Raw genomic sequence first — 19012 nt, forward strand, 5'->3', positions numbered from 1 at the left:
TCCATGAACTATCAGGAAAAATCGATGTACCGAGAACAACCATAAATGACAGGCAGGCTGGTGAAAAACGTGTATTTCTTAATTATTTAGGAGTTCCTGATAGCAGCAACTATCAGAAATGACAGAAATAAAAAGCATTCAGCATGGCCGCGCCGTTCAACAACGCGGCCGTCACACTGGCTTACTGGGTAATGCACCGAGTCGTGGTGGTGACTCGTGTCACCTGCCCGTCTTCGCCCCGTACATCGCCCAGGACGTCGGTTTTATCCATGGCCTGGCAGGTACGTTCAGGAGGTGGTGGAGTGACTGTTGGAGGTGGGGGCGGACTGGAGCAGCCGCCGAGGATCGCCACGCACAATGCCAGCGACAAAGGTGAGATAACGCGTTTCCCAAGAGTGTTCATAGGTTGACCCGCGATAAATGAAAGACACATTTTTGTGACAACAAAACCTGCGCGTAAAATCCACACACCTGTCACAAAAATAAATATCTGCGAATCATTTATAGCCCAGCCGGTGGCCAATGCCAGTAAAAGCTGGCAGTTCTTACATCACCGGATCAGGGTGTTGCAGGGAATTGCTGTCCAGTTCGTAGCGCAATTCCTCGATCAATGCAGCGACTGATTCTGTAGTTTGCAACCTACTCAAGTTCAGACCACTGACCACCAGGTCCACCTGCCCCGAAACCGGGTGGTAGAGCTTTACGGTCAGCGAATGATTGCCCGTGATACTGCATTCGCAGGCCAAGGGTGAAAAACTGCGTTCGATCAGCATCCGCAGCTGTGCCAGCGTAATCATGGCGATGGGGCCTGGCGGGTTGATACATCGTGTAACTGGCTCATGGCGGGCCGTTCCTTTTGCGGATAACGAAGGGCGCACGCAGATGACTCAAGGACACCTGCTGCTCTTCCCCAGCCTAAGAGCCGATACTCCAGGTCAACACATGAATTTGCACCCTGCGCATTAGTGCATTTGCACCTTAACGCTGCCCCTTGGGCCGCCACTCACTAGAAAATAACCCCCGCTCCCGCGCCCAAACAATTGCCTCGCTGCGACTATGTATATCGAGCTTGGAATACACCGCAGCCACATGGTTACGCACCGTATTCGGCGCGAGTTTCAGGCGCGCGGCGACTTCCTTGTCAGCCAGACCCTCGCAAATCAGGCCCAGTACATCGCGCTCACGGGCGGTCAGGTCGGTGAAGGAGCCGCCGGGCAACTGCGCAGAATTGACGCTCTTCACGTTAGCCAGTTTTTCGATCAGCGTGCGGCTGAACCACGTGGCGTCCTTCATCACTTCCTCGATGGCCGACACCAGTTCCAGCTCGGTGCGCCTGCGTTCGGTGATGTCCATCAATACCAGCAGAAAACACCGGCGGTCCTGAATGGTCACGGTGCCCGCCGACACCGCGCAATCGATCAGCCCCCCGTCTTTTCTACGCACACGCACGTCGATGCGATCCAGGCTACCGGTTTTCTCCAGCGCAGCGAACAGGCGGATGCGCGCGTTTTTGTCGTCGATGAAATCGATCTGCGCAATGCTGATCCCAAGCACCTCTCCACTGGGAAAACCCAGGGTATCGAGGAACGCTTCGTTGACATCCAGCACCAGATGATCAGCCGCGCCGCATATCAGTATCGGCACCGGGGACAGGCGAAAGGCCTTGGCAAAGCGCTCCTCGCTCTGGCGCAGGGCAACTTCAGCTTTGTGCCGCAGCGCCATGTCGACAAAGGAAAACAACATACAGGCTTCGTCGTTGAGCTCCAGTGGCTGGCCGGCGACGATTACCTGTTTGCTGCCGCCGTCGGGCAAGCGCAACTCGGCTTGCATCTGTGGAATGGTCACCCTCTCGCGCAGGCACTGTTTGACCAGGTCCCGGTTTTCGGCCTGCTCCAACACGTCCAGCTCATAGGCGGAGGTGCCGATCACCTGGTCACGCGTGTAGCCGGTCATTTCGAGGAAGCCGGGATTGACCTTGATGTAGCGCAGATCACTGAGGCGGCAGATCAGCGCCGGTGCCGGATTGGCGGCAAAGGTTTTCTCGAAGCGCTGCTCGGCGCTGGCCCAGTCGGTGACATCGTCCATGATCAGCACCAGCGATTCCGGCTCGCCGTGGTTGTCGGCCAATACCAGGCTGCGCACACGATGGACCCAACTGCGTTCTGCGTCCGCCGCCGAGGTCAATTCCACCAGCACATCGCTGAATGTCTCGCCCCGGCCCACCCGGCTGATCGGGTAGCTGTCGACCGGCACCACATGATTGTTGCGATAGCGCAGTGCGAAGCGTTTGGTATACGCCTCGGCGTTGGCACCCAGATCACTGACCTGTTCGACGCCATGCATCGTCAGCGCCGCCTCGTTGGCCCACAGGATGCTCCGGTCTGGGTCGAGCAGAATCACCCCATCGGACAGGCCGGCGATGATCTGCTGCAACTGGCGACGATTGGTTTCCGTGGCCAGCACGTCCTGGCTCATTGCGCCTCCACAAGTATGTTGACCCTGTGAAGAGTACGACCGCCGGAGTATCAGATCGTGCGAAAACCCGTGGGATAGATTGCAGCAGATTGACCGGTTGGGAGTTGGACGACGTCGTGTTGCGCCACTGATTGAGGCATTCAACAGGATGACGATTGAGAATTGCCCGTTGTGACGTGCACCGACAATTCGGCGCACGTCACAGGGTTCAAGCCGCCAACTCGCCCTTGGCAACCGCCGCCGAAGCCGCCAGCATCGCCCGCAACAGCACTGCACACCCGGCCGCCAGGTCATCCGGCGCGGCGTTTTCGATTTCGTTGTGGCTGATGCCGCCTTCGCACGGCACGAAGATCATCCCGGCCGGGCCGAGTTCGGCGAGGAAGATCGCGTCATGCCCTGCGCCGCTGACGATGTCCATGTGCGACAGGCCCAGGCCCTGGGCTGCGCCACGCACCGCCTCGACGCAGCCCTTGTCGAAGTACAGCGGCGGGAAGTCGGCCGTCGGGGTGAGCTCGAAGGTCAGGCCGTGTTCTTCGCAGGTGGTTTCGATGACTTCACGCACCTCGGCGATCATCGAGTCCAGGCGTGCCGGTTCCAGATGGCGGAAGTCCAGGGTCATGCGCACTTCGCCGGGGATGACGTTGCGCGAGCCGGGATAGGCTTGCAGGCACCCGACGGTGCCGCAGGCATGGGGTTGATGGCTGAGGGCAGCGCGGTTGAGCGCGCCGACGATCACCGCGGCGCCGACCAGGGCGTCCTTGCGCAGGTGCATCGGCGTCGGGCCGGCGTGAGCTTCCACGCCGCGCAGTTTCAGGTCGAACCATTTCTGCCCGAGGGCACCCATCACCACGCCGATGGTCTTGCGTTCGTCTTCAAGGATCGGGCCTTGCTCGATGTGGGCTTCGAAATAAGCGCCCACGGCATGGCCGGTGACCTGACGCGGGCCGGCATAGCCAATGGCATTCAGTGCTTCACCCACAGTCACGCCATCGGCATCGACCTTGGCCAGGGTTTCCTCAAGGGTGAATTTCTCCGCGAACACGCCGGAACCCATCATGCACGGGGCGAAGCGCGAGCCTTCTTCGTTGGTCCAGACCACCACTTCCAGCGGCGCTTCGGTTTCGATGTTGAGGTCATTGAGGGTGCGTAGCACTTCGACGCCGGCCAACACGCCGAAGCAGCCGTCGAACTTACCGCCGGTGGGCTGGGTGTCGATATGGCTGCCGGTCATCACCGGTGGCAGCTCGTGATTGCGCCCGGGACGGCGGGCGAAGATATTGCCGACGGCGTCGATGCTGACAGTGCAGCCGGCCTCTTCGCACCATTTGACGAAGATGTCCCGGGCCTGGCGATCGAGGTCGGTCAGGGCCAGGCGACACACGCCCCCCTTGACCGTGGCGCCGAGCCTGGCCAGCTCCATGAGCGATTGCCACAGGCGGTCGCGGTTGATGTGCTGAAGGCTGGACTGCAGAACGTCTACGGCCGCGTTCATGATGATCTCCTCAGGCTGTTCTTGTGTGTTTCTTCAGGCAATTGGTTGGTGAGCTTGAGGCCGCCATCGCGGGCAAGCCCGCTCCCACAGGTTTTGTGAACACCCGAGAACCCTGTAGGAGCTGGCTTGCCAGCGAAGGGGCCAATGTTCACACCGCAGATTTCGCGACAGATGGGTTAGGCCGCATCACACTCAACCCGTAATAAATCACCCCACCCAGCGCCGAGCCGGTAAACCAGCCATAGCTGTAGAACCAGCTGAACGCATCACTGCCCAGGGACAGCAGCGTCAACGCCACCGGCACGCCGAAAGCAATGAAACCGCACCAGTTCCACGCCGGGTACACGTCATCGCGGTACAGGCCGGCAAGGTCCAGTTGCTGTTTCTTGATCAGGAAATAGTCCACCACCATGATCCCGGCGATCGGCCCCAGCAGGCTGGAATAGCCGAGCAGCCAGTTGGAATAGACGGTTTCAAGACTGACGTCCGAGACGATCAGACCGAGTTTTTTCAGCAGTTCATGGGCCATCAGGCCCAGCCCCACCAGCCCGGTCAGGATCACCGCCTTGGTGCGGTTGATCGCTTTGGGCGCAATGTTCTGGAAGTCATTGGTTGGCGACACGATGTTGGCTGCGGTATTGGTCGACAGCGTGGCGATGATGATCAGCGCCATCGCCAGTGCGACCCAAACCGGGCTCTGGATATGACCGATCAGGGTCACCGGATCGGACACCGTTACCCCCACCAGTTTCACCGACGCGGCAGTCATCACCACGCCGAGGGACGCGAACAGGAACATGGTCAGCGGCAAACCAATGATCTGCCCGACAATCTGGTCTTTCTGGCTTTTCGCATAACGGCTGAAGTCGGGGATGTTCAGCGACAGTGTCGCCCAGAAGCCGACCATCGCCGTCAGCCCGGCCGCGAAGTAGCTGGCCACGCCGGCGCCTTCGGGACGCTTGGCCGGAATCGCGAGTAATTCGGTCATCGACACGTTGGGCATCGCCCAGACCAGCAGGCCTACCCCCACCAGCACCAATAGTGGCGCCGACAGGGTTTCCAGCCATTTGATCGACTCGGCGCCACGGATCACCACCCACAGGTTCAGCGCCCAGAACACCATGAAGCCGATGACCTCGCCAGTGCCGCCCAGGGACTTCCACCCCTCGAACACCGAGCCGAGAAACAGGTGAATCGCCAACCCGCCGAACATGGTCTGAATACCGAACCAGCCACACGCCACCAGGGCGCGAATCAGGCACGGAATATTGGAACCGAGCACGCCGAAGGACGAGCGCAGCAACACAGGAAAGGGAATGCCGTACTTGGTGCCGGGAAAGGCGTTAAGTGTCAGGGGAATCAGCACGATGATGTTGGCGAACAGAATCGCCAGCAGTGCTTCGCCGACGGTCAGGCCGAAGTACGCAGTCAACACCCCGCCGAGGGTGTAGGTCGGCACACAAATCGCCATGCCCACCCACAGCGCGGTGATGTGCCATTTGTTCCAGGTGCGTTCGCGCACCTTGGTCGGTGCAATGTCGTGGTTGTAACGGGGACTGTCGAGGACATCGTTGCCGGCTTCCAGCTCAACCAAGCCGTCGCGCTCGGTCACTTGCGATCTGATCTGTTGCATGGCCGCTCCACTGTTCTTTTGATTATTGTTGCTCATCAGGGATCGGCGACTTCAATAAACGTGCCGAGTACCCCGACTACGCATCGGGCAGTTCCATAAACACATTGCAACCAACTGATGTTCATCAGGTTTATTCGCTGACTCGACTATTTGTCAGGCCACTCAGGCCGAATGCCAGGCAAGTTGTCCGAACAGTCAGGACTCAATCTGGTGCGTTGATCTTTTTTCAATGGTTGCACATCAACCATAGACCCTACTCAAACAGCTGATTTCACATAGGAAATCTTGACCATATTTCGATCCTGTCAAGTGCGTCAAAATGGTGAGTGGCCTCACCATTTTGGTGATATCCGTATTTATTCCTTAATTATCAATATGTTAATAACTGAATAAGCTTATAAAAAATATTCTTGCCGATTCGGACAAGTGCAGCTAGCGTTTAATCCTGACAGCAATGACAGGATTTATTCTGTACCGGCTGTTTTTATATAAAACATCTAGAACCGGCATAAGCCGGTCATTGCCTGCGAGGAACTCGGAATGTCTCTGTTGATCCGTGGCGCCACCGTTGTTACCCATGATGAAAGTTATCGCGCCGATGTGTATTGCGCTGACGGCGTGATCAAGGCCATCGGCGAAAACCTCGATGTTCCTGCAGACGCCGAAGTGCTCGACGGCAGCGGCCAATACCTGATGCCCGGCGGCATCGACCCGCACACCCACATGCAACTGCCGTTCATGGGCACAGTGGCCAGCGAAGACTTCTACAGCGGCACGGCGGCGGGACTCGCCGGCGGCACCACCTCGATCATCGACTTCGTGATTCCCAATCCGCAGCAATCCTTGCTCGAAGCCTTCCATCAGTGGCGCGGCTGGGCCGAGAAGTCGGCGTCAGACTACGGTTTTCACGTCGCCATCACTTGGTGGAGCGAACAGGTCCGCGAGGAAATGGCCGAACTGGTCAGCCAGCACGGCGTCAACAGCTTCAAGCATTTCATGGCCTACAAGAACGCGATCATGGCCGCCGATGACACCCTGGTGGCGAGTTTCGAACGCTGCCTGGAATTGGGCGCGGTACCGACCGTCCACGCGGAAAACGGCGAACTGGTGTATCACCTGCAACGCAAGCTGATGGCCCAGGGCATCACCGGGCCTGAAGCGCATCCGCTGTCGCGACCGTCACAGGTTGAAGGCGAGGCCGCGAGCCGTGCGATCCGCATCGCCGAAACCCTGGGTACGCCGTTGTATCTGGTGCATGTCTCGACCAAGGAAGCCCTCGACGAAATCACCTACGCCCGGGCCAAGGGCCAGCCGGTGTACGGCGAAGTGCTGGCCGGGCACCTGCTGCTGGACGACAGCGTCTACCGCCACCCGGACTGGCAAACCGCCGCCGGTTACGTGATGAGCCCGCCGTTCCGTCCTCGCGGCCATCAAGAGGCGCTCTGGCATGGCCTGCAATCGGGCAACCTGCACACCACCGCCACCGACCACTGCTGCTTCTGCGCCGAACAAAAAGCCGCTGGCCGCGACGACTTCAGCAAGATCCCCAACGGCACCGCCGGCATCGAAGACCGTATGGCGGTGCTGTGGGATGAAGGCGTGAACAGCGGACGCTTTTCGATGCAGCAATTCGTCGCGCTGACCTCCACCAACACAGCGAAAATCTTCAACCTCTACCCACGCAAAGGCGCGATCCGCATCGGTGCCGATGCCGACCTGGTGCTGTGGGACCCGCAAGGCACGCGGACCATTTCCGCCAAGACCCACCACCAGCAGGTGGACTTCAACATCTTCGAAGGCAAGACCGTACGCGGCGTGCCCAGCCACACCATCAGCCAGGGCCGCGTGGTCTGGGCCGATGGCGACCTGCGGGCCGAGCGCGGCGCCGGGCGCTACATCGAACGGCCGGCGTACCCGGCGGTGTTTGATTTGCTGAGCAAGCGGGCTGAGCTGCACAAGCCTGTTGCCGTGAAACGCTGATAGCGGCCTTCGGCCTATCGCTGGCAAGCCAGCTCCTACAGTTTGGAATGCTTTCCCCTTGTAGGAGCTGGCTTGCCAGCGATGGCGTCATCACAGCCAACAAAAAAACAATGCCCATCAGAGGCAGCACCTCAAATAACCGTGAGGCCTAAACCGTGATCAAGACCCTGACCCACCTCCCGCATCCCTACGAAAACGCGGCCGCCCTCGCCGGCCACTTCACCGATCTGGCGCCGCCGCTCAACGAGCGCCAGGCCCATCTCGAAGCCTCACGCTGCCTGTATTGCTACGACGCGCCCTGCGTGAATGCCTGCCCGAGCGAGATCGACATTCCCTCGTTCATCCGCAATATCCAGCAGGACAACGTGCAAGGCGCCGCGCAGAAGATCCTCTCGGCCAACATCCTCGGCGGCAGTTGCGCCCGGGTTTGCCCGACGGAAATCCTTTGCCAGCAAGCCTGCGTGCGCAACAACGCCCACGAATGCGCGCCGGTCATGATCGGCCTGTTGCAACGCTACGCCGTGGATAACGCCCATTTCAGCACGCACCCCTTCCAACGTGCTGCCACCACCGGTAAACGCATCGCCGTGGTGGGCGCCGGTCCAGCCGGTTTGTCCTGCGCCCACCGCAGCGCCATGCACGGGCATGACGTGGTGATCTTCGAGGCAAGGGAAAAGGCCGGGGGCCTCAATGAGTACGGGATCGCCAAATACAAACTGGTGGATGACTACGCGCAACGGGAGCTTGAGTTCTTGCTGGAGATCGGCGGAATCGAAATCCGCCACGGACAGAAACTCGGTGACAACCTGACCCTCAGTGAACTGCATCAACAGTTCGACGCGGTGTTCCTCGGCCTCGGGCTCAACGCCAGCAAACAACTGGGTCTGGCCAACGAAGACGCGCCCGGCCTGCTCGCCGCCACCGACTACATCCGCGAACTGCGCCAGGCCGATGACCTGAGCCAACTGCCTCTGGCCGACCACTGCATTGTCCTCGGCGCAGGCAACACCGCCATCGACATGGCCGTGCAAATGGCCCGCCTCGGTGCCCATGACGTGAATCTGGTGTACCGACGCGGTGCCGAAGACATGGGCGCCACCCATCACGAGCAGGAGATCGCCAAGGCCAATCAGGTGCGGCTGATGACTTGGGCGCAACCCGAAGAAGTGCTGCTCGATGACCACGGCCGCGTGCGCGGTATGCGTTTCGCCCGCACCCAGCTGGTGGAAGGTCGCCTGCAAACCACCGGCGAAACCTTCGAACTGGCCGCCGACGCGATCTTCAAAGCCATTGGCCAGGCCTTCGACGGCAGCGCCCTCGCCGATCCGCTGGCCCGTGAGCTCAAGCGTCAGGGCGAGCGCATCGAAGTCGATGAACAACTGCGCACCAGCATCCCCGGCGTGTATGCCGGCGGCGACTGCACCAACCTCGATCAAGACCTCACTGTGCAAGCGGTGCAACATGGCAAGCGCGCCGCCGAGGCGATCAACGCTCAACTGATGCTCAACGTGGAGGCTGCGTAAATGGCCGATCTGTCGATTGTCTTCGCCGGCATCAAAGCACCCAACCCATTCTGGCTGGCCTCCGCGCCACCCACCGACAAAGCCTACAACGTGGTTCGCGCCTTCGAGGCTGGCTGGGGTGGCGTGGTCTGGAAAACCCTGGGTGAGGACCCGGCGGCGGTGAACGTGTCGTCGCGCTACTCGGCGCACTTCGGGGCTAACAGGGAGGTACTGGGGTTCAACAACATCGAACTGATCACCGACCGCTCGCTGGAGATCAACCTGCGGGAAATCACCCAGGTCAAAAAGGACTGGCCGGACCGCGCGCTGATCGTGTCCTTGATGGTGCCCTGCGTCGAAGAGTCCTGGAAACACATCCTGCCGCTGGTGGAGGCCACGGGCGCCGATGGCATCGAACTGAACTTCGGTTGCCCCCACGGCATGCCGGAACGGGGCATGGGCGCGGCAGTCGGCCAGGTGCCGGAGTACGTCGAACAAGTCACCCGCTGGTGCAAGACGTATTGCTCGCTGCCCGTGATCGTCAAGCTCACGCCGAACATCACCGACATCCGCGTTGCCGCCCGCGCCGCCCACCGTGGTGGCGCCGATGCGGTGTCGTTGATCAACACCATCAACTCGATCACCAGCGTCAACCTCGAACGCATGGTCGCCAACCCCATGGTCGGCAGCCAAAGCACCCATGGCGGTTATTGCGGCTCGGCGGTCAAGCCGATTGCCTTGAACATGGTTGCCGAAATCGCCCGCGATCCGCAGACCCGCGGCCTGCCCATCAGCGGCATCGGTGGCATCGGCAACTGGCGCGATGCAGCGGAATTCATTGCATTGGGCTGCGGCTCGGTGCAGGTGTGCACGGCAGCGATGCTGCACGGCTTCCGGATTGTCGAAGACATGAAGGACGGCTTGTCACGCTGGATGGACAGTCAGGGCTACGCCAGCATTTCGGAATTTTCCGGCCGCGCAGTGGCCAACACCACGGACTGGAAGTACCTGGACATCAACTATCAGGTGATCGCGAAAATCGACCAGGAAGCCTGCATCGGTTGTGGTCGTTGTCATATTGCCTGTGAGGACACCTCGCACCAGGCCGTCGCCAGCCTCAAGCAAGCGGACGGCACCCACAAGTACCAAGTGATCGATGAGGAGTGTGTGGGCTGCAACTTGTGCCAGATCACCTGCCCGGTGCAGGACTGTATCGAGATGGTGACGGTGGAGACCGGTAAGCCGTTCCTGGACTGGAATCATGATCCGAGGAATCCGTATCACGTCAGTCCTTGAGTCCTGTAGCGTCTGAACCGACGCTATCGCGAGCAAGCTCGCTCCCACAGTGGTTTTGTGTCGTACATCAATCCTGAGTACACCAATGATCCCTGTGGGAGCGAGCTTGCTCCGGGCGGCGTTCCGACGATGAGGCCGGCCACTGCAACACACAGCTCAAGGCTCCAACCCAATCCCCCGCAAAATCACACTGGTCACCGTCTGCACCGCCTTTTCGAACTGCATGTCCGACAGCGGCTGGTGATCGTTGAGAATGTTCACCTGGTGATCAAAGTCGGCGTAGTGCTGGGTCGAGGCCCAGATCATGTAGAGCAGGCTCGACGGCTCCACCGCCAGGATGCGTTTGTCGTCCACCCACTGGCGGATTTTCGCTTCCTTCATCTTGGCCCAGTCATACAGGCTCGCGTCCAGCGCTGCGCCGAGGGTCGGCGCGCCGTGGATGATTTCGTTGGCCCAGACTTTCGAACCATAGGGCCGGCTGCGGGAATGGTTCATCTTGGCGCGGATGTAGCTGCTAAGCACCACGCGTGGGTCGTCGAACATCTCGAAACACAGCGCGTCCTGCTTCCAGACTTCCAGCAAGTCGAACAGCACGGCGCTGTACAACTCGGTCTTGGTGCTGAAGTAGTAATGCAGGTTGGAACGCGGCAGTTGCACTTCAGCGGCGATGTCGGCCATGGCCGTGCTGCCGAAGCCCTTTTCAGCGAAGACCTTTTCCGCCCCCAGCAGAATTTTTTCGACGTTACTGCGACGAATCTCGATCTTGTGATTGCCCATGCGGGTCCCCGACAACAACGTTGAGCAAGACTAGCATCCGCTCTGGACTGCGGCGACAAGGGAAAACGAAACTTCGTACAGCCGCTGTCGTAAAGCTAAACTCAGCGCACTTGGAAACTGCCATAGGTACTCACGATGCTGCTCAAGAAAACCCTGACCATCACTGCCCTGCTTGGCTCGCTGCTCGCCGCTTCATCGGTGCTTGCCCACGCCCACCTGAAAAGCCAGACACCGGCCGCCGACAGCACCGTGACCGCGCCTGCGCAATTGCGCCTGGAGTTCTCCGAGGGTGTCGAGGCGAGCTTCACCAAAGTCACCCTGACCCGCGATGGCGCACCGGTGGCGGTGAACGCGTTGACTACCGAAGGCAGCGACAAGAAGATCCTGATCGTCACCCCCGCCGCGCCGTTGACTGCCGGCGCCTACAAAGTCGAATGGCACGCCGTGTCCGTCGACACCCACAAAAGCGAAGGTGCCTACGCCTTCAAGGTTGGCCAGTAATTCATGGCGAGCGCGTTGGTGCTGTGCCGCTTCCTGCATTTCATCGTGGTGTTGATGCTGTTCGGAGCCTGGGTGTTCCGGCCGTTGCTTTCAAGTGGCGAAACCGCGCTGGATCAGCGTCTGGCGCGGACCACCCGATGGCTGGCTGTCGTGGCGCTGCTCAGCGGGGTCTGCTGGTTGTTGCTGATGACCGCGAGCATGGCCGGTGCCTGGGACGCGGCCTTCGATCCGTCGACCCTGGGCCTGGTGCTGGGCAATACCTTTTTCGGCCAGGTCTGGCGCTGGCATCTGCTGATTAACCTGGTATTGCTGGCATTGCTGCTGACCCCACTGCGTGCCAACCTGGCCCTGCGCCTGATCCTCAGCGGCCTGCTGCTGGCCACCCTGGCCCCGGTCGGTCACGGCGCCATGCTCGATGGCACCGCAGGCCACTTGCTGATCCTCAATCAACTCATTCACTTGATCTGCGTCGGTGCCTGGCTCGGCGGCCTGATGTTGTTGGTGATGATTCTGCGAGCGCCTGCGGGGCATTCGATACGCGTCATGTTGCAGCGCTTCAGCGGCGTCGGCTACGGCTTGGTCGCCGGGCTGCTGATCACCGGCCTGATCAATGTGCGGGTGCTCACCGGGGCATTCTGGCCAACGCCGCTGTTCAGCGGATTTGCCTTGATCCTGATGATCAAGGCCGTGCTGGTGGCGGCGATGCTGGGTCTGGCGCTGTTCAATCGGCTGCGCATCGATGACTGCGAACTGCGTCCGCAAACACTGCGCGCCAGTGTGATGCTGGAGTGGATGCTGGGGCTTGGCGCCGTGGCGGCGGTTTCGCTACTGGGCACCCTGCCCCCGATGATTTCCAGCTAATAACCCCGTCCCCTGTGGGTGTGGGCTTTTGTGGCGAGGGGGCAAGCCCCTCGCCACAAAAGCTTTCCCCCCACAAAATGTAATCCATCTCTCCACAGGTCATCGTATAACTTCCGATTGACAACCCCGAAAAATCCCGCAAATATCGCCCCAATGTTGTACGACGACGTATGACAACAATAAAAACAAGAAACAAGGGAGCGTCACAGTGAACAAGCTCGTCCGCAATTCGTCCGCCCGTTCTTCGCGTCCAAATTTTTCCCGTCGTCATACCCTCAGCCTGATCGGCTGCAGCGGCCTGGCCCTCGTCCTGCCCATGACCAGCCAGGCCGAAGGTTTCACCGACGACGCCAAGGCCACGCTGAATCTGCGTAACGCCTACTTCAACCGCAACTACACCAACCCGGCCTACCCCCAGGGCAAGGCTGAAGAGTGGACGCAAAACTTCATCCTCGATGCCAAGTCCGGGTTCACCCAGGGCACCGTGGGCTTCGGTGTAGACGTCTTGGGCCTGTACTCGCAGAAGCTCGACGGCGGCAAAGGCACCGGTGGCACGCAGCTGTTGCCGATCCACGACGACGGCCGCCCCGCCGACAATTTCGGCCGGCTGGGCGTGGCACTCAAAGGCAAGATTTCAAAAACCGAGTTGAAGGTCGGCGAATGGATGCCGGTGCTGCCGATCCTGCGCTCCGACGATGGCCGCTCGTTGCCGCAAACCTTCCAGGGCGCCCAGGTGACCTCCACCGAAATCAGTGGCCTGACGCTGTACGGCGGTCAATTCCAGAAAAACAGCCCGCGCAACGACGCGAGCATGGAAGACATGTTCATGAACGGCAAAACGGCGTTCACCTCGGACCGTTTCAACTTCGGCGGCGGTGAATACGCGTTCAATGAAAAGCGCACGCAGGTCGGCGTCTGGTACTCGGAACTCAGTGACATTTACCAGCAGCAATACTTCAACCTGACCCACAGCCAGCCTGTCGGCGACTGGACCCTGGGTGCCAACCTGGGTTACTTCATCGGCAAGGAAGACGGCAGCGCCAAGGCCGGCGACCTCGACAACAAGACCGCGTTCGCCCTGCTCTCGGCCAAATATGGCGGCAACACCTTCTACGTCGGCCTGCAAAAACTCACCGGTGACGACGTCTGGATGCGGGTCAACGGCACCAGCGGCGGCACCCTGGCCAACGACAGCTACAACTCCAGCTACGACAACGCCCGGGAGAAATCCTGGCAAGTGCGCCACGACTACAACTTCGTCGCCCTCGGCATTCCCGGCCTGACCCTGATGAACCGCTACATCAGCGGCGACAACGTGCACACCGGCGCGATCACCGACGGCAAGGAATGGGGCCGCGAATCGGAACTGGCCTACACGGTGCAGAGCGGTGCTCTGAAAAACCTCAACGTGAAATGGCGTAACGCGAGCATCCGCAAGGACTTCAGCACCAACGAATTCGATGAGAACCGGATTTTCATCAGTTATCCGATTTCGTTGTTGTAACTCCCGAGATCAAACAGTCCCCCTGTAGGAGCGAGCTTGCTCGCGATGAACCCGAGAACGCCACGGGGTATCAGGTTTCCAGCGTTATCGTTGACGACCATCGCGAGCAAGCTCGCTCCTACAAGGCGACCCTCCGTCAATTTCCACCAATGTCGCGTTGACAAGAGCCGGAAACCTTAACAATACTTCGCCAAAGTCGTACGACAACCTACAACAAATCAATAACAACAACCGCGTGCCCAGGATTCCCATGACGACCACAGCAACCGCCCGCATCCCTTTCAACCGCCTGCTGCTGACCGGCGCCGCCGGTGGCCTCGGGAAAGTCCTGCGCGAAAGCCTGCGCCCTTACGCCAATGTGATTCGCCTGTCGGACATCGCCGACATCGCCCCGGCCATCGATGACCGGGAAGAAGTGATGCCGTGCGACCTCGCCGACAAGCAAGCGGTGCATCAACTGGTCGAAGGCGTGGACGCGATCCTGCATTTCGGTGGCGTGTCGACCGAGCGCTCGTTCGAAGAAATCCTCGGCGCCAACATCTGCGGTGTGTTTCACATCTACGAAGCCGCGCGTCGCCACGGTGTGAAGCGAGTGATCTTCGCCAGTTCCAACCATGTGATCGGCTTCTACAAGCAGGACGAAGTCATCGACGCCCACTCCCCTCGCCGCCCGGACAGCTACTACGGCTTGTCCAAGTCCTACGGCGAAGACATGGCCACGTTCTACTTCGACCGCTATGGCATCGAGACCGTCAGCGTACGCATCGGCTCGTCGTTTCCGGAGCCGCACAACCGCCGGATGATGAGTACCTGGCTGAGCTTCGGCGACCTGACCCAACTGCTCGAACGCGCCTTGTACACCCCGAATGTCGGCCACACCGTGGTCTACGGCATGTCCGACAACAAGGGCATCTGGTGGGACAACCGCTACGCCTCGGCCCTGGGTTTTGTACCGCAGGACAGTTCTGAAGTGTTCCGCGAAAAAATCGAAGCCCAACCGATGCCCGCCGCCGATGATCCGGCCCGGCTGTATCAGGGCGGTGCCTTCTGTGCAGCCGGTCCGTTCGGCGACTGAACACTCACCGCTCACTTGATCCCACAACAAAAACCAAGGGAATGAGTTGCCATGCAAGCCGAATTGATTGTCGACGCCCGCAACGCGGTCGGTGAAAGCCCGGTCTGGGTGCCTGAGGAAAACGCCCTGTACTGGGTCGACATTCCCGCTGGCGGTCTGCAACGCTGGAGTGCCGAAACCGGGCAAGTGGATGCCTGGAAAACCCCGGAGATGCTCGCTTGCATCGCACGTCATGGTGACGGTGGCTGGGTCGCCGGCATGGAAAGCGGGTTCTTCCGCCTGCATCCGCGCAATGACGGCAACCTCCACAGTGAAGCGCTGGCCCACGTCGACCATGCCCGCACCGACATGCGCCTGAACGACGGCCGTTGCGATCGTCAGGGACGTTTCTGGGCCGGCAGCATGGTGCTGAACATGGGCGCCAACGCCGCCGACGGTACCTTGTATCGCTACAGCGCCGGGCAACGCGGGCCGCTCGACGCGCAATTGAGCGGTTTCATCGTGCCCAACGGCCTGGGCTTCAGCCCGGACGGACGCACGATGTACTTGTCCGACTCCCATCCGCTGGTCCAGCAGATCTGGGCCTTCGACTACGACATCGAAACCGGTACGCCATCGAATCGCCGTGTGTTCGTCGACATGAACCAGCACGAAGGTCGCCCCGATGGCGCTGCGGTCGACGCCGAGGGTTGCTACTGGATTTGCGCCAACGACGCCGGGCTCATTCACCGTTTTACCCCTGCGGGCCGACTCGATCGCTCCCTCGCCGTACCGGTGAAAAAACCCACCATGTGCGCCTTCGGTGGCCCTCGACTGGACACGCTTTTCGTGACCTCGATCCGCCCCGGTGACGACCATGACTCGCAATCACTGGCCGGTGGCGTGTTCGCCCTCGACCCCGGCGTCAAGGGATTGCCCGAACCCCGTTTCAACGACTAGCAACCTCAACACCAAAGCGCTCCTGCTGCATCGCTGTGCCTTGAACAAAAAAAACAATAAAACTGGAGACACCCCCATGGACTTCAAACGCACCTTGCTCGCCGCCGCACTTCCCATCACTGCATCCCTCGCCTTCTCCCTCAGCAGTGCCGCCCAGGCGCTGGAAATCAAATTCGCCGACATCCACCCCGCCGGTTACCCGACCGTGGTGGCGGAAGAACAACTGGGTAAAACCCTGGTGGCCGACAGCAATGGCGCACTGACCTTCAAGATGTTCGCCGGCGGCGTGCTCGGCTCGGAAAAAGAAGTGGTCGAACAGGCCCAGGTCGGCGCCATCCAGATGGCCCGGGTCAGCCTCGGCATCGTCGGCCCGGTGGTGCCGGACGTGAACGTGTTCAACATGCCTTTCGTGTTCCGCGACCAGGCGCATATGCGCAAGGTCATCGACGGTGAAGTCGGCGACGAAATCCTCGACAAGATCACCAACTCCGAATTCAACCTGGTCGCCCTGGCCTGGATGGACGGTGGCACGCGCAACATTTACACCAAAAAACCGGTACGCAGCCTTGAAGACCTCAAGGGCATGAAGATCCGCGTGCAAGGCAACCCGATGTTCATCGAAACCATCAACGCCATGGGTGGCAACGGCATTGCGATGGACACCGGGGAAATCTTCAGTGCCCTGCAAACCGGTGTGATCGACGGTGCAGAAAACAACCCGCCGACCCTGCTCGAACACAACCATTACCAAAACGCCAAGTTCTACAGCCTGACCGGTCACCTGATCCTGCCCGAGCCGATCGTGATGTCGAAAATCACCTGGGAAAAACTCACTCCCGAGCAACAGGCGCTAGTGAAGAAGACCGCCAAGGCCGCCCAGGCCCAGGAGCGCACCCTGTGGGATGCGAAATCGGCCAGCAGTGAAGAAAAACTCAAGGCCGCCGGCGTCGAGTTCATCACCGTCGACAAGAAACCTTTCTATGAGGCAACCGCCTCGATCCGCGAGAAATACGGCGCGCCCTACGCCGACCTGATCAAGCGCATCGAAGCCGTTCAGTAACCCTCCCTGCATTCAAGAAAGGCCCGGCGCCGCTGACGTTGGTGTACGTCAGTGCGCGCCCGGTTACGGTGGAACACGATGAAGAATCTGCTGCTAGGCATTAACGACAAGCTCTACATGACCTGTATCTGGGTCGCCGGGCTCTCCGTTCTGGCCATTGCGTTAATCATTCCCTGGGGCGTGTTCGCCCGCTACGTCCTCGGCACCGGTTCCAGTTGGCCGGAGCCCACGGCGATTCTGCTGATGATGGTGTTCACCTTCATTGGCGCCGCGGCCAGTTATCGTTCCGGTTCACACATGGCAGTCGCCATGCTCACAGACCGCATGCCGCCACACTTGCGCAAAGCCATGAGCGTGTTTGCGCAAGTGCTGATGGCAACGATCTGCCTGTTCATGGCCATCTGGGGCAGCAAGCTGTGTCTGTCGACCTGGAACCAGTTCATGAGCGCCCTGCCGACGTTGCGCGTAGGGATCACCTACATGCCGATTCCGGTGGGCGGCGTGCTGACACTGGTGTTTGTCCTCGAAAAACTCCTGCTCGGTGACCAGAGCAACCGCCGGGTCGTGCGTTTCGACCTCGTTGAAGAAAACGAAGGGGCTGCCTGAATGGACGCATTTATTCTGTTGGGCAGTTTTATCGCGTTGATCCTGATCGGCATGCCGGTCGCCTACGCCCTGGGCTTCGCGGCCCTGATCGGCGCATGGTGGATCGACATTCCGTTCCAGGCGCTGATGATTCAAGTCGCCGGGGGCGTGAACAAGTTCTCCCTGCTGGCCATCCCGTTCTTCGTCCTTGCGGGTGCGATCATGGCCGAGGGCGGCATGTCCCGACGCCTGGTGGCGTTTGCCGGGGTGTTGGTGGGCTTCGTGCGTGGCGGCTTGTCGCTGGTCAACATCATGGCCTCGACCTTCTTTGGCGCGATCTCCGGTTCCTCGGTGGCGGACACCGCCTCGGTCGGCTCGGTGCTGATTCCGGAAATGGAACGCCGCGGCTATCCCCGGGAATTCGCCACGGCAGTGACCGTCAGCGGTTCGGTGCAGGCCTTGCTGACACCGCCCAGCCACAACTCGGTGCTCTACTCGCTGGCCGCCGGCGGCACGGTGTCGATTGCCTCGCTGTTCATGGCCGGCGTGGTGCCGGGCCTGCTGATGAGCGCGTGCCTGATGGTGCTGTGCCTGATCTTCGCCAAGAAGCGCGACTACCCCAAGGGTGAAGTCATCCCGATGCGCGAAGCACTGAAGATCTGCGGCGAAGCGCTGTGGGGCCTGATGGCGATGGTGATCATTCTCGGCGGCATTCTGTCGGGTATTTTCACCGCCACCGAGTCGGCGGCGATTGCGGTGTTGTGGTCGTTCTTCGTGACCATGTTCATCTACCGCGACTACAAATGGAGCGAACTGCCAAAACTGATGCACCGTACCGTGCGCACAATCTCGATCGTGATGATCCTGATCGGCTTCGCCGCCAGCTTCGGCTACATCATGACCCTGATGCAGATCCCGGCGAAGATCACCACGCTGTTCCTGACTCTGTCGGACAACCGCTATGTGATCCTGATGTGCATCAACGTGATGCTACTGTTGCTCGGTACGGTGATGGACATGGCGCCGCTGATCCTGATCCTCACGCCGATCCTGATGCCGGTGATCCTCGGCATTGGCGTGGACCCGGTACAGTTCGGCATGATCATGCTGGTGAACCTGGGTATTGGCTTGATCACACCGCCGGTGGGCGCGGTACTGTTCGTGGGGTCGGCGGTGGGTAAAGTCACTATCGAATCAACCGTGAAGGCGCTGCTGCCGTTCTACGGCGTGCTGTTCCTGGTGTTGATGGCCGTGACCTACATTCCGGCACTGTCGCTGTGGTTGCCGCATCTGGTGTTGTAACGCTTTTCTGTAGGAGCCGGCTTGCCGGCG

Annotated in this window: 16 protein-coding genes; 11 read left to right on the forward strand and 5 right to left on the reverse strand. The window is 60.2% G+C overall.

Annotated elements, in window-relative coordinates; all coding sequences use genetic code 11:
• Positions 1-545 precede the first annotated feature (545 nt).
• The 4 genes from B0D71_RS04640 to B0D71_RS04660 all read right to left on the reverse strand — a co-directional run bounded on the left by B0D71_RS04640 (position 546) and on the right by B0D71_RS04660 (position 5600).
• Positions 546-797 carry a DUF1652 domain-containing protein gene (locus B0D71_RS04640; protein ID WP_103393687.1) on the reverse strand — a complete coding sequence of 84 codons (252 nt, stop codon included), beginning with the start codon at positions 795-797 and terminating at the stop codon, positions 546-548.
• A 181-nt stretch (positions 798-978) separates the two neighbouring features.
• Positions 979-2475 carry a helix-turn-helix transcriptional regulator gene (locus B0D71_RS04645; protein WP_103393688.1) on the reverse strand — a complete coding sequence of 499 codons (1497 nt, stop codon included), beginning with the start codon at positions 2473-2475 and terminating at the stop codon, positions 979-981.
• Between the two features lie 208 nt (positions 2476-2683).
• On the reverse strand, positions 2684-3967 hold the full coding sequence (locus tag B0D71_RS04650) for a Zn-dependent hydrolase (protein ID WP_103393689.1): 1284 nt from the start codon (positions 3965-3967) through the stop codon (positions 2684-2686).
• A gap of 148 nt (positions 3968-4115) precedes the next feature.
• A complete protein-coding gene (locus tag B0D71_RS04660) occupies positions 4116-5600 on the reverse strand; it encodes an NCS1 family nucleobase:cation symporter-1 (RefSeq protein ID WP_103393691.1) in 1485 nt (494 codons plus the stop codon).
• A 540-nt stretch (positions 5601-6140) separates the two neighbouring features.
• Between B0D71_RS04660 and hydA the strand changes: the two genes are divergently transcribed.
• The 3 genes from hydA to preA all read left to right on the forward strand — a co-directional run bounded on the left by hydA (position 6141) and on the right by preA (position 10378).
• Positions 6141-7580 (forward strand): dihydropyrimidinase, encoded by a 1440-nt coding sequence (gene hydA, locus B0D71_RS04665; protein ID WP_103393692.1) that lies wholly within the window; start codon positions 6141-6143, stop codon positions 7578-7580.
• Between the two features lie 155 nt (positions 7581-7735).
• Positions 7736-9103 carry an NAD(P)-dependent oxidoreductase gene (locus B0D71_RS04670; protein ID WP_103393693.1) on the forward strand — a complete coding sequence of 456 codons (1368 nt, stop codon included), beginning with the start codon at positions 7736-7738 and terminating at the stop codon, positions 9101-9103.
• Entirely contained in the window at positions 9104-10378 is a 1275-nt protein-coding gene (preA, locus tag B0D71_RS04675; RefSeq protein WP_103393694.1) for an NAD-dependent dihydropyrimidine dehydrogenase subunit PreA, read from the forward strand.
• A 156-nt stretch (positions 10379-10534) separates the two neighbouring features.
• Here the strand turns inward: preA and B0D71_RS04680 are convergent, their stop codons facing one another.
• Positions 10535-11155, reverse strand: a complete 621-nt coding sequence (locus B0D71_RS04680; protein WP_103393695.1) for a TetR/AcrR family transcriptional regulator — start codon at positions 11153-11155, stop codon at positions 10535-10537.
• Positions 11156-11290: 135 nt separating this feature from the next.
• On the opposite strand from B0D71_RS04680, the gene copC reads away from it, so the two are divergent.
• From copC to B0D71_RS04720, 8 genes are all read left to right on the forward strand, one after another.
• Positions 11291-11656 carry a copper homeostasis periplasmic binding protein CopC gene (gene copC, locus B0D71_RS04685; protein WP_103393696.1) on the forward strand — a complete coding sequence of 122 codons (366 nt, stop codon included), beginning with the start codon at positions 11291-11293 and terminating at the stop codon, positions 11654-11656.
• A 3-nt stretch (positions 11657-11659) separates the two neighbouring features.
• Positions 11660-12517 (forward strand): copper homeostasis membrane protein CopD, encoded by an 858-nt coding sequence (gene copD, locus B0D71_RS04690; RefSeq protein WP_103393697.1) that lies wholly within the window; start codon positions 11660-11662, stop codon positions 12515-12517.
• A 208-nt stretch (positions 12518-12725) separates the two neighbouring features.
• Entirely contained in the window at positions 12726-14021 is a 1296-nt protein-coding gene (locus tag B0D71_RS04695) for an OprD family porin (RefSeq protein WP_103393698.1), read from the forward strand.
• Positions 14022-14271: 250 nt separating this feature from the next.
• Positions 14272-15096: an NAD-dependent epimerase/dehydratase family protein gene (locus B0D71_RS04700; protein WP_103393699.1), complete on the forward strand. Its 825-nt coding sequence runs from the start codon at positions 14272-14274 to the stop codon at positions 15094-15096.
• A gap of 51 nt (positions 15097-15147) precedes the next feature.
• On the forward strand, positions 15148-16035 hold the full coding sequence (locus B0D71_RS04705; protein WP_103393700.1) for an SMP-30/gluconolactonase/LRE family protein: 888 nt from the start codon (positions 15148-15150) through the stop codon (positions 16033-16035).
• A gap of 76 nt (positions 16036-16111) precedes the next feature.
• A complete protein-coding gene (locus B0D71_RS04710; RefSeq protein WP_103393701.1) occupies positions 16112-17095 on the forward strand; it encodes a TRAP transporter substrate-binding protein in 984 nt (327 codons plus the stop codon).
• Positions 17096-17173: 78 nt separating this feature from the next.
• Positions 17174-17701, forward strand: a complete 528-nt coding sequence (locus B0D71_RS04715) for a TRAP transporter small permease (RefSeq protein WP_103393702.1) — start codon at positions 17174-17176, stop codon at positions 17699-17701.
• Positions 17702-18982, forward strand: coding sequence for a TRAP transporter large permease (locus B0D71_RS04720; RefSeq protein ID WP_103393703.1), 1281 nt, complete (start codon positions 17702-17704; stop codon positions 18980-18982). It begins immediately after the preceding gene.
• The last annotated feature ends 30 nt before the right edge of the window (positions 18983-19012 follow it).

The sequence above is a fragment of the Pseudomonas laurylsulfativorans genome (assembly GCF_002906155.1).
GTDB classification, from domain to species: domain Bacteria; phylum Pseudomonadota; class Gammaproteobacteria; order Pseudomonadales; family Pseudomonadaceae; genus Aquipseudomonas; species Aquipseudomonas laurylsulfativorans.

What these genes read in the sequence shown, in the direction of transcription:
- B0D71_RS04640 (WP_103393687.1), bottom strand. Translation starts at nt 797, where the DNA reads ATGATTACGCTGGCACAGCTGCGGATGCTGATCGAACGCAGTTTTTCA.
- B0D71_RS04645 (WP_103393688.1), bottom strand. Translation starts at nt 2,475, where the DNA reads ATGAGCCAGGACGTGCTGGCCACGGAAACCAATCGTCGCCAGTTGCAG.
- B0D71_RS04650 (WP_103393689.1), bottom strand. Translation starts at nt 3,967, where the DNA reads ATGAACGCGGCCGTAGACGTTCTGCAGTCCAGCCTTCAGCACATCAAC.
- B0D71_RS04660 (WP_103393691.1), bottom strand. Translation starts at nt 5,600, where the DNA reads ATGCAACAGATCAGATCGCAAGTGACCGAGCGCGACGGCTTGGTTGAG.
- hydA (WP_103393692.1), top strand. Translation starts at nt 6,141, where the DNA reads ATGTCTCTGTTGATCCGTGGCGCCACCGTTGTTACCCATGATGAAAGT.
- preA (WP_103393694.1), top strand. Translation starts at nt 9,104, where the DNA reads ATGGCCGATCTGTCGATTGTCTTCGCCGGCATCAAAGCACCCAACCCA.
- B0D71_RS04680 (WP_103393695.1), bottom strand. Translation starts at nt 11,155, where the DNA reads ATGGGCAATCACAAGATCGAGATTCGTCGCAGTAACGTCGAAAAAATT.
- copC (WP_103393696.1), top strand. Translation starts at nt 11,291, where the DNA reads ATGCTGCTCAAGAAAACCCTGACCATCACTGCCCTGCTTGGCTCGCTG.
- copD (WP_103393697.1), top strand. Translation starts at nt 11,660, where the DNA reads ATGGCGAGCGCGTTGGTGCTGTGCCGCTTCCTGCATTTCATCGTGGTG.
- B0D71_RS04700 (WP_103393699.1), top strand. Translation starts at nt 14,272, where the DNA reads ATGACGACCACAGCAACCGCCCGCATCCCTTTCAACCGCCTGCTGCTG.
- B0D71_RS04705 (WP_103393700.1), top strand. Translation starts at nt 15,148, where the DNA reads ATGCAAGCCGAATTGATTGTCGACGCCCGCAACGCGGTCGGTGAAAGC.
- B0D71_RS04710 (WP_103393701.1), top strand. Translation starts at nt 16,112, where the DNA reads ATGGACTTCAAACGCACCTTGCTCGCCGCCGCACTTCCCATCACTGCA.
- B0D71_RS04715 (WP_103393702.1), top strand. Translation starts at nt 17,174, where the DNA reads ATGAAGAATCTGCTGCTAGGCATTAACGACAAGCTCTACATGACCTGT.
- B0D71_RS04720 (WP_103393703.1), top strand. Translation starts at nt 17,702, where the DNA reads ATGGACGCATTTATTCTGTTGGGCAGTTTTATCGCGTTGATCCTGATC.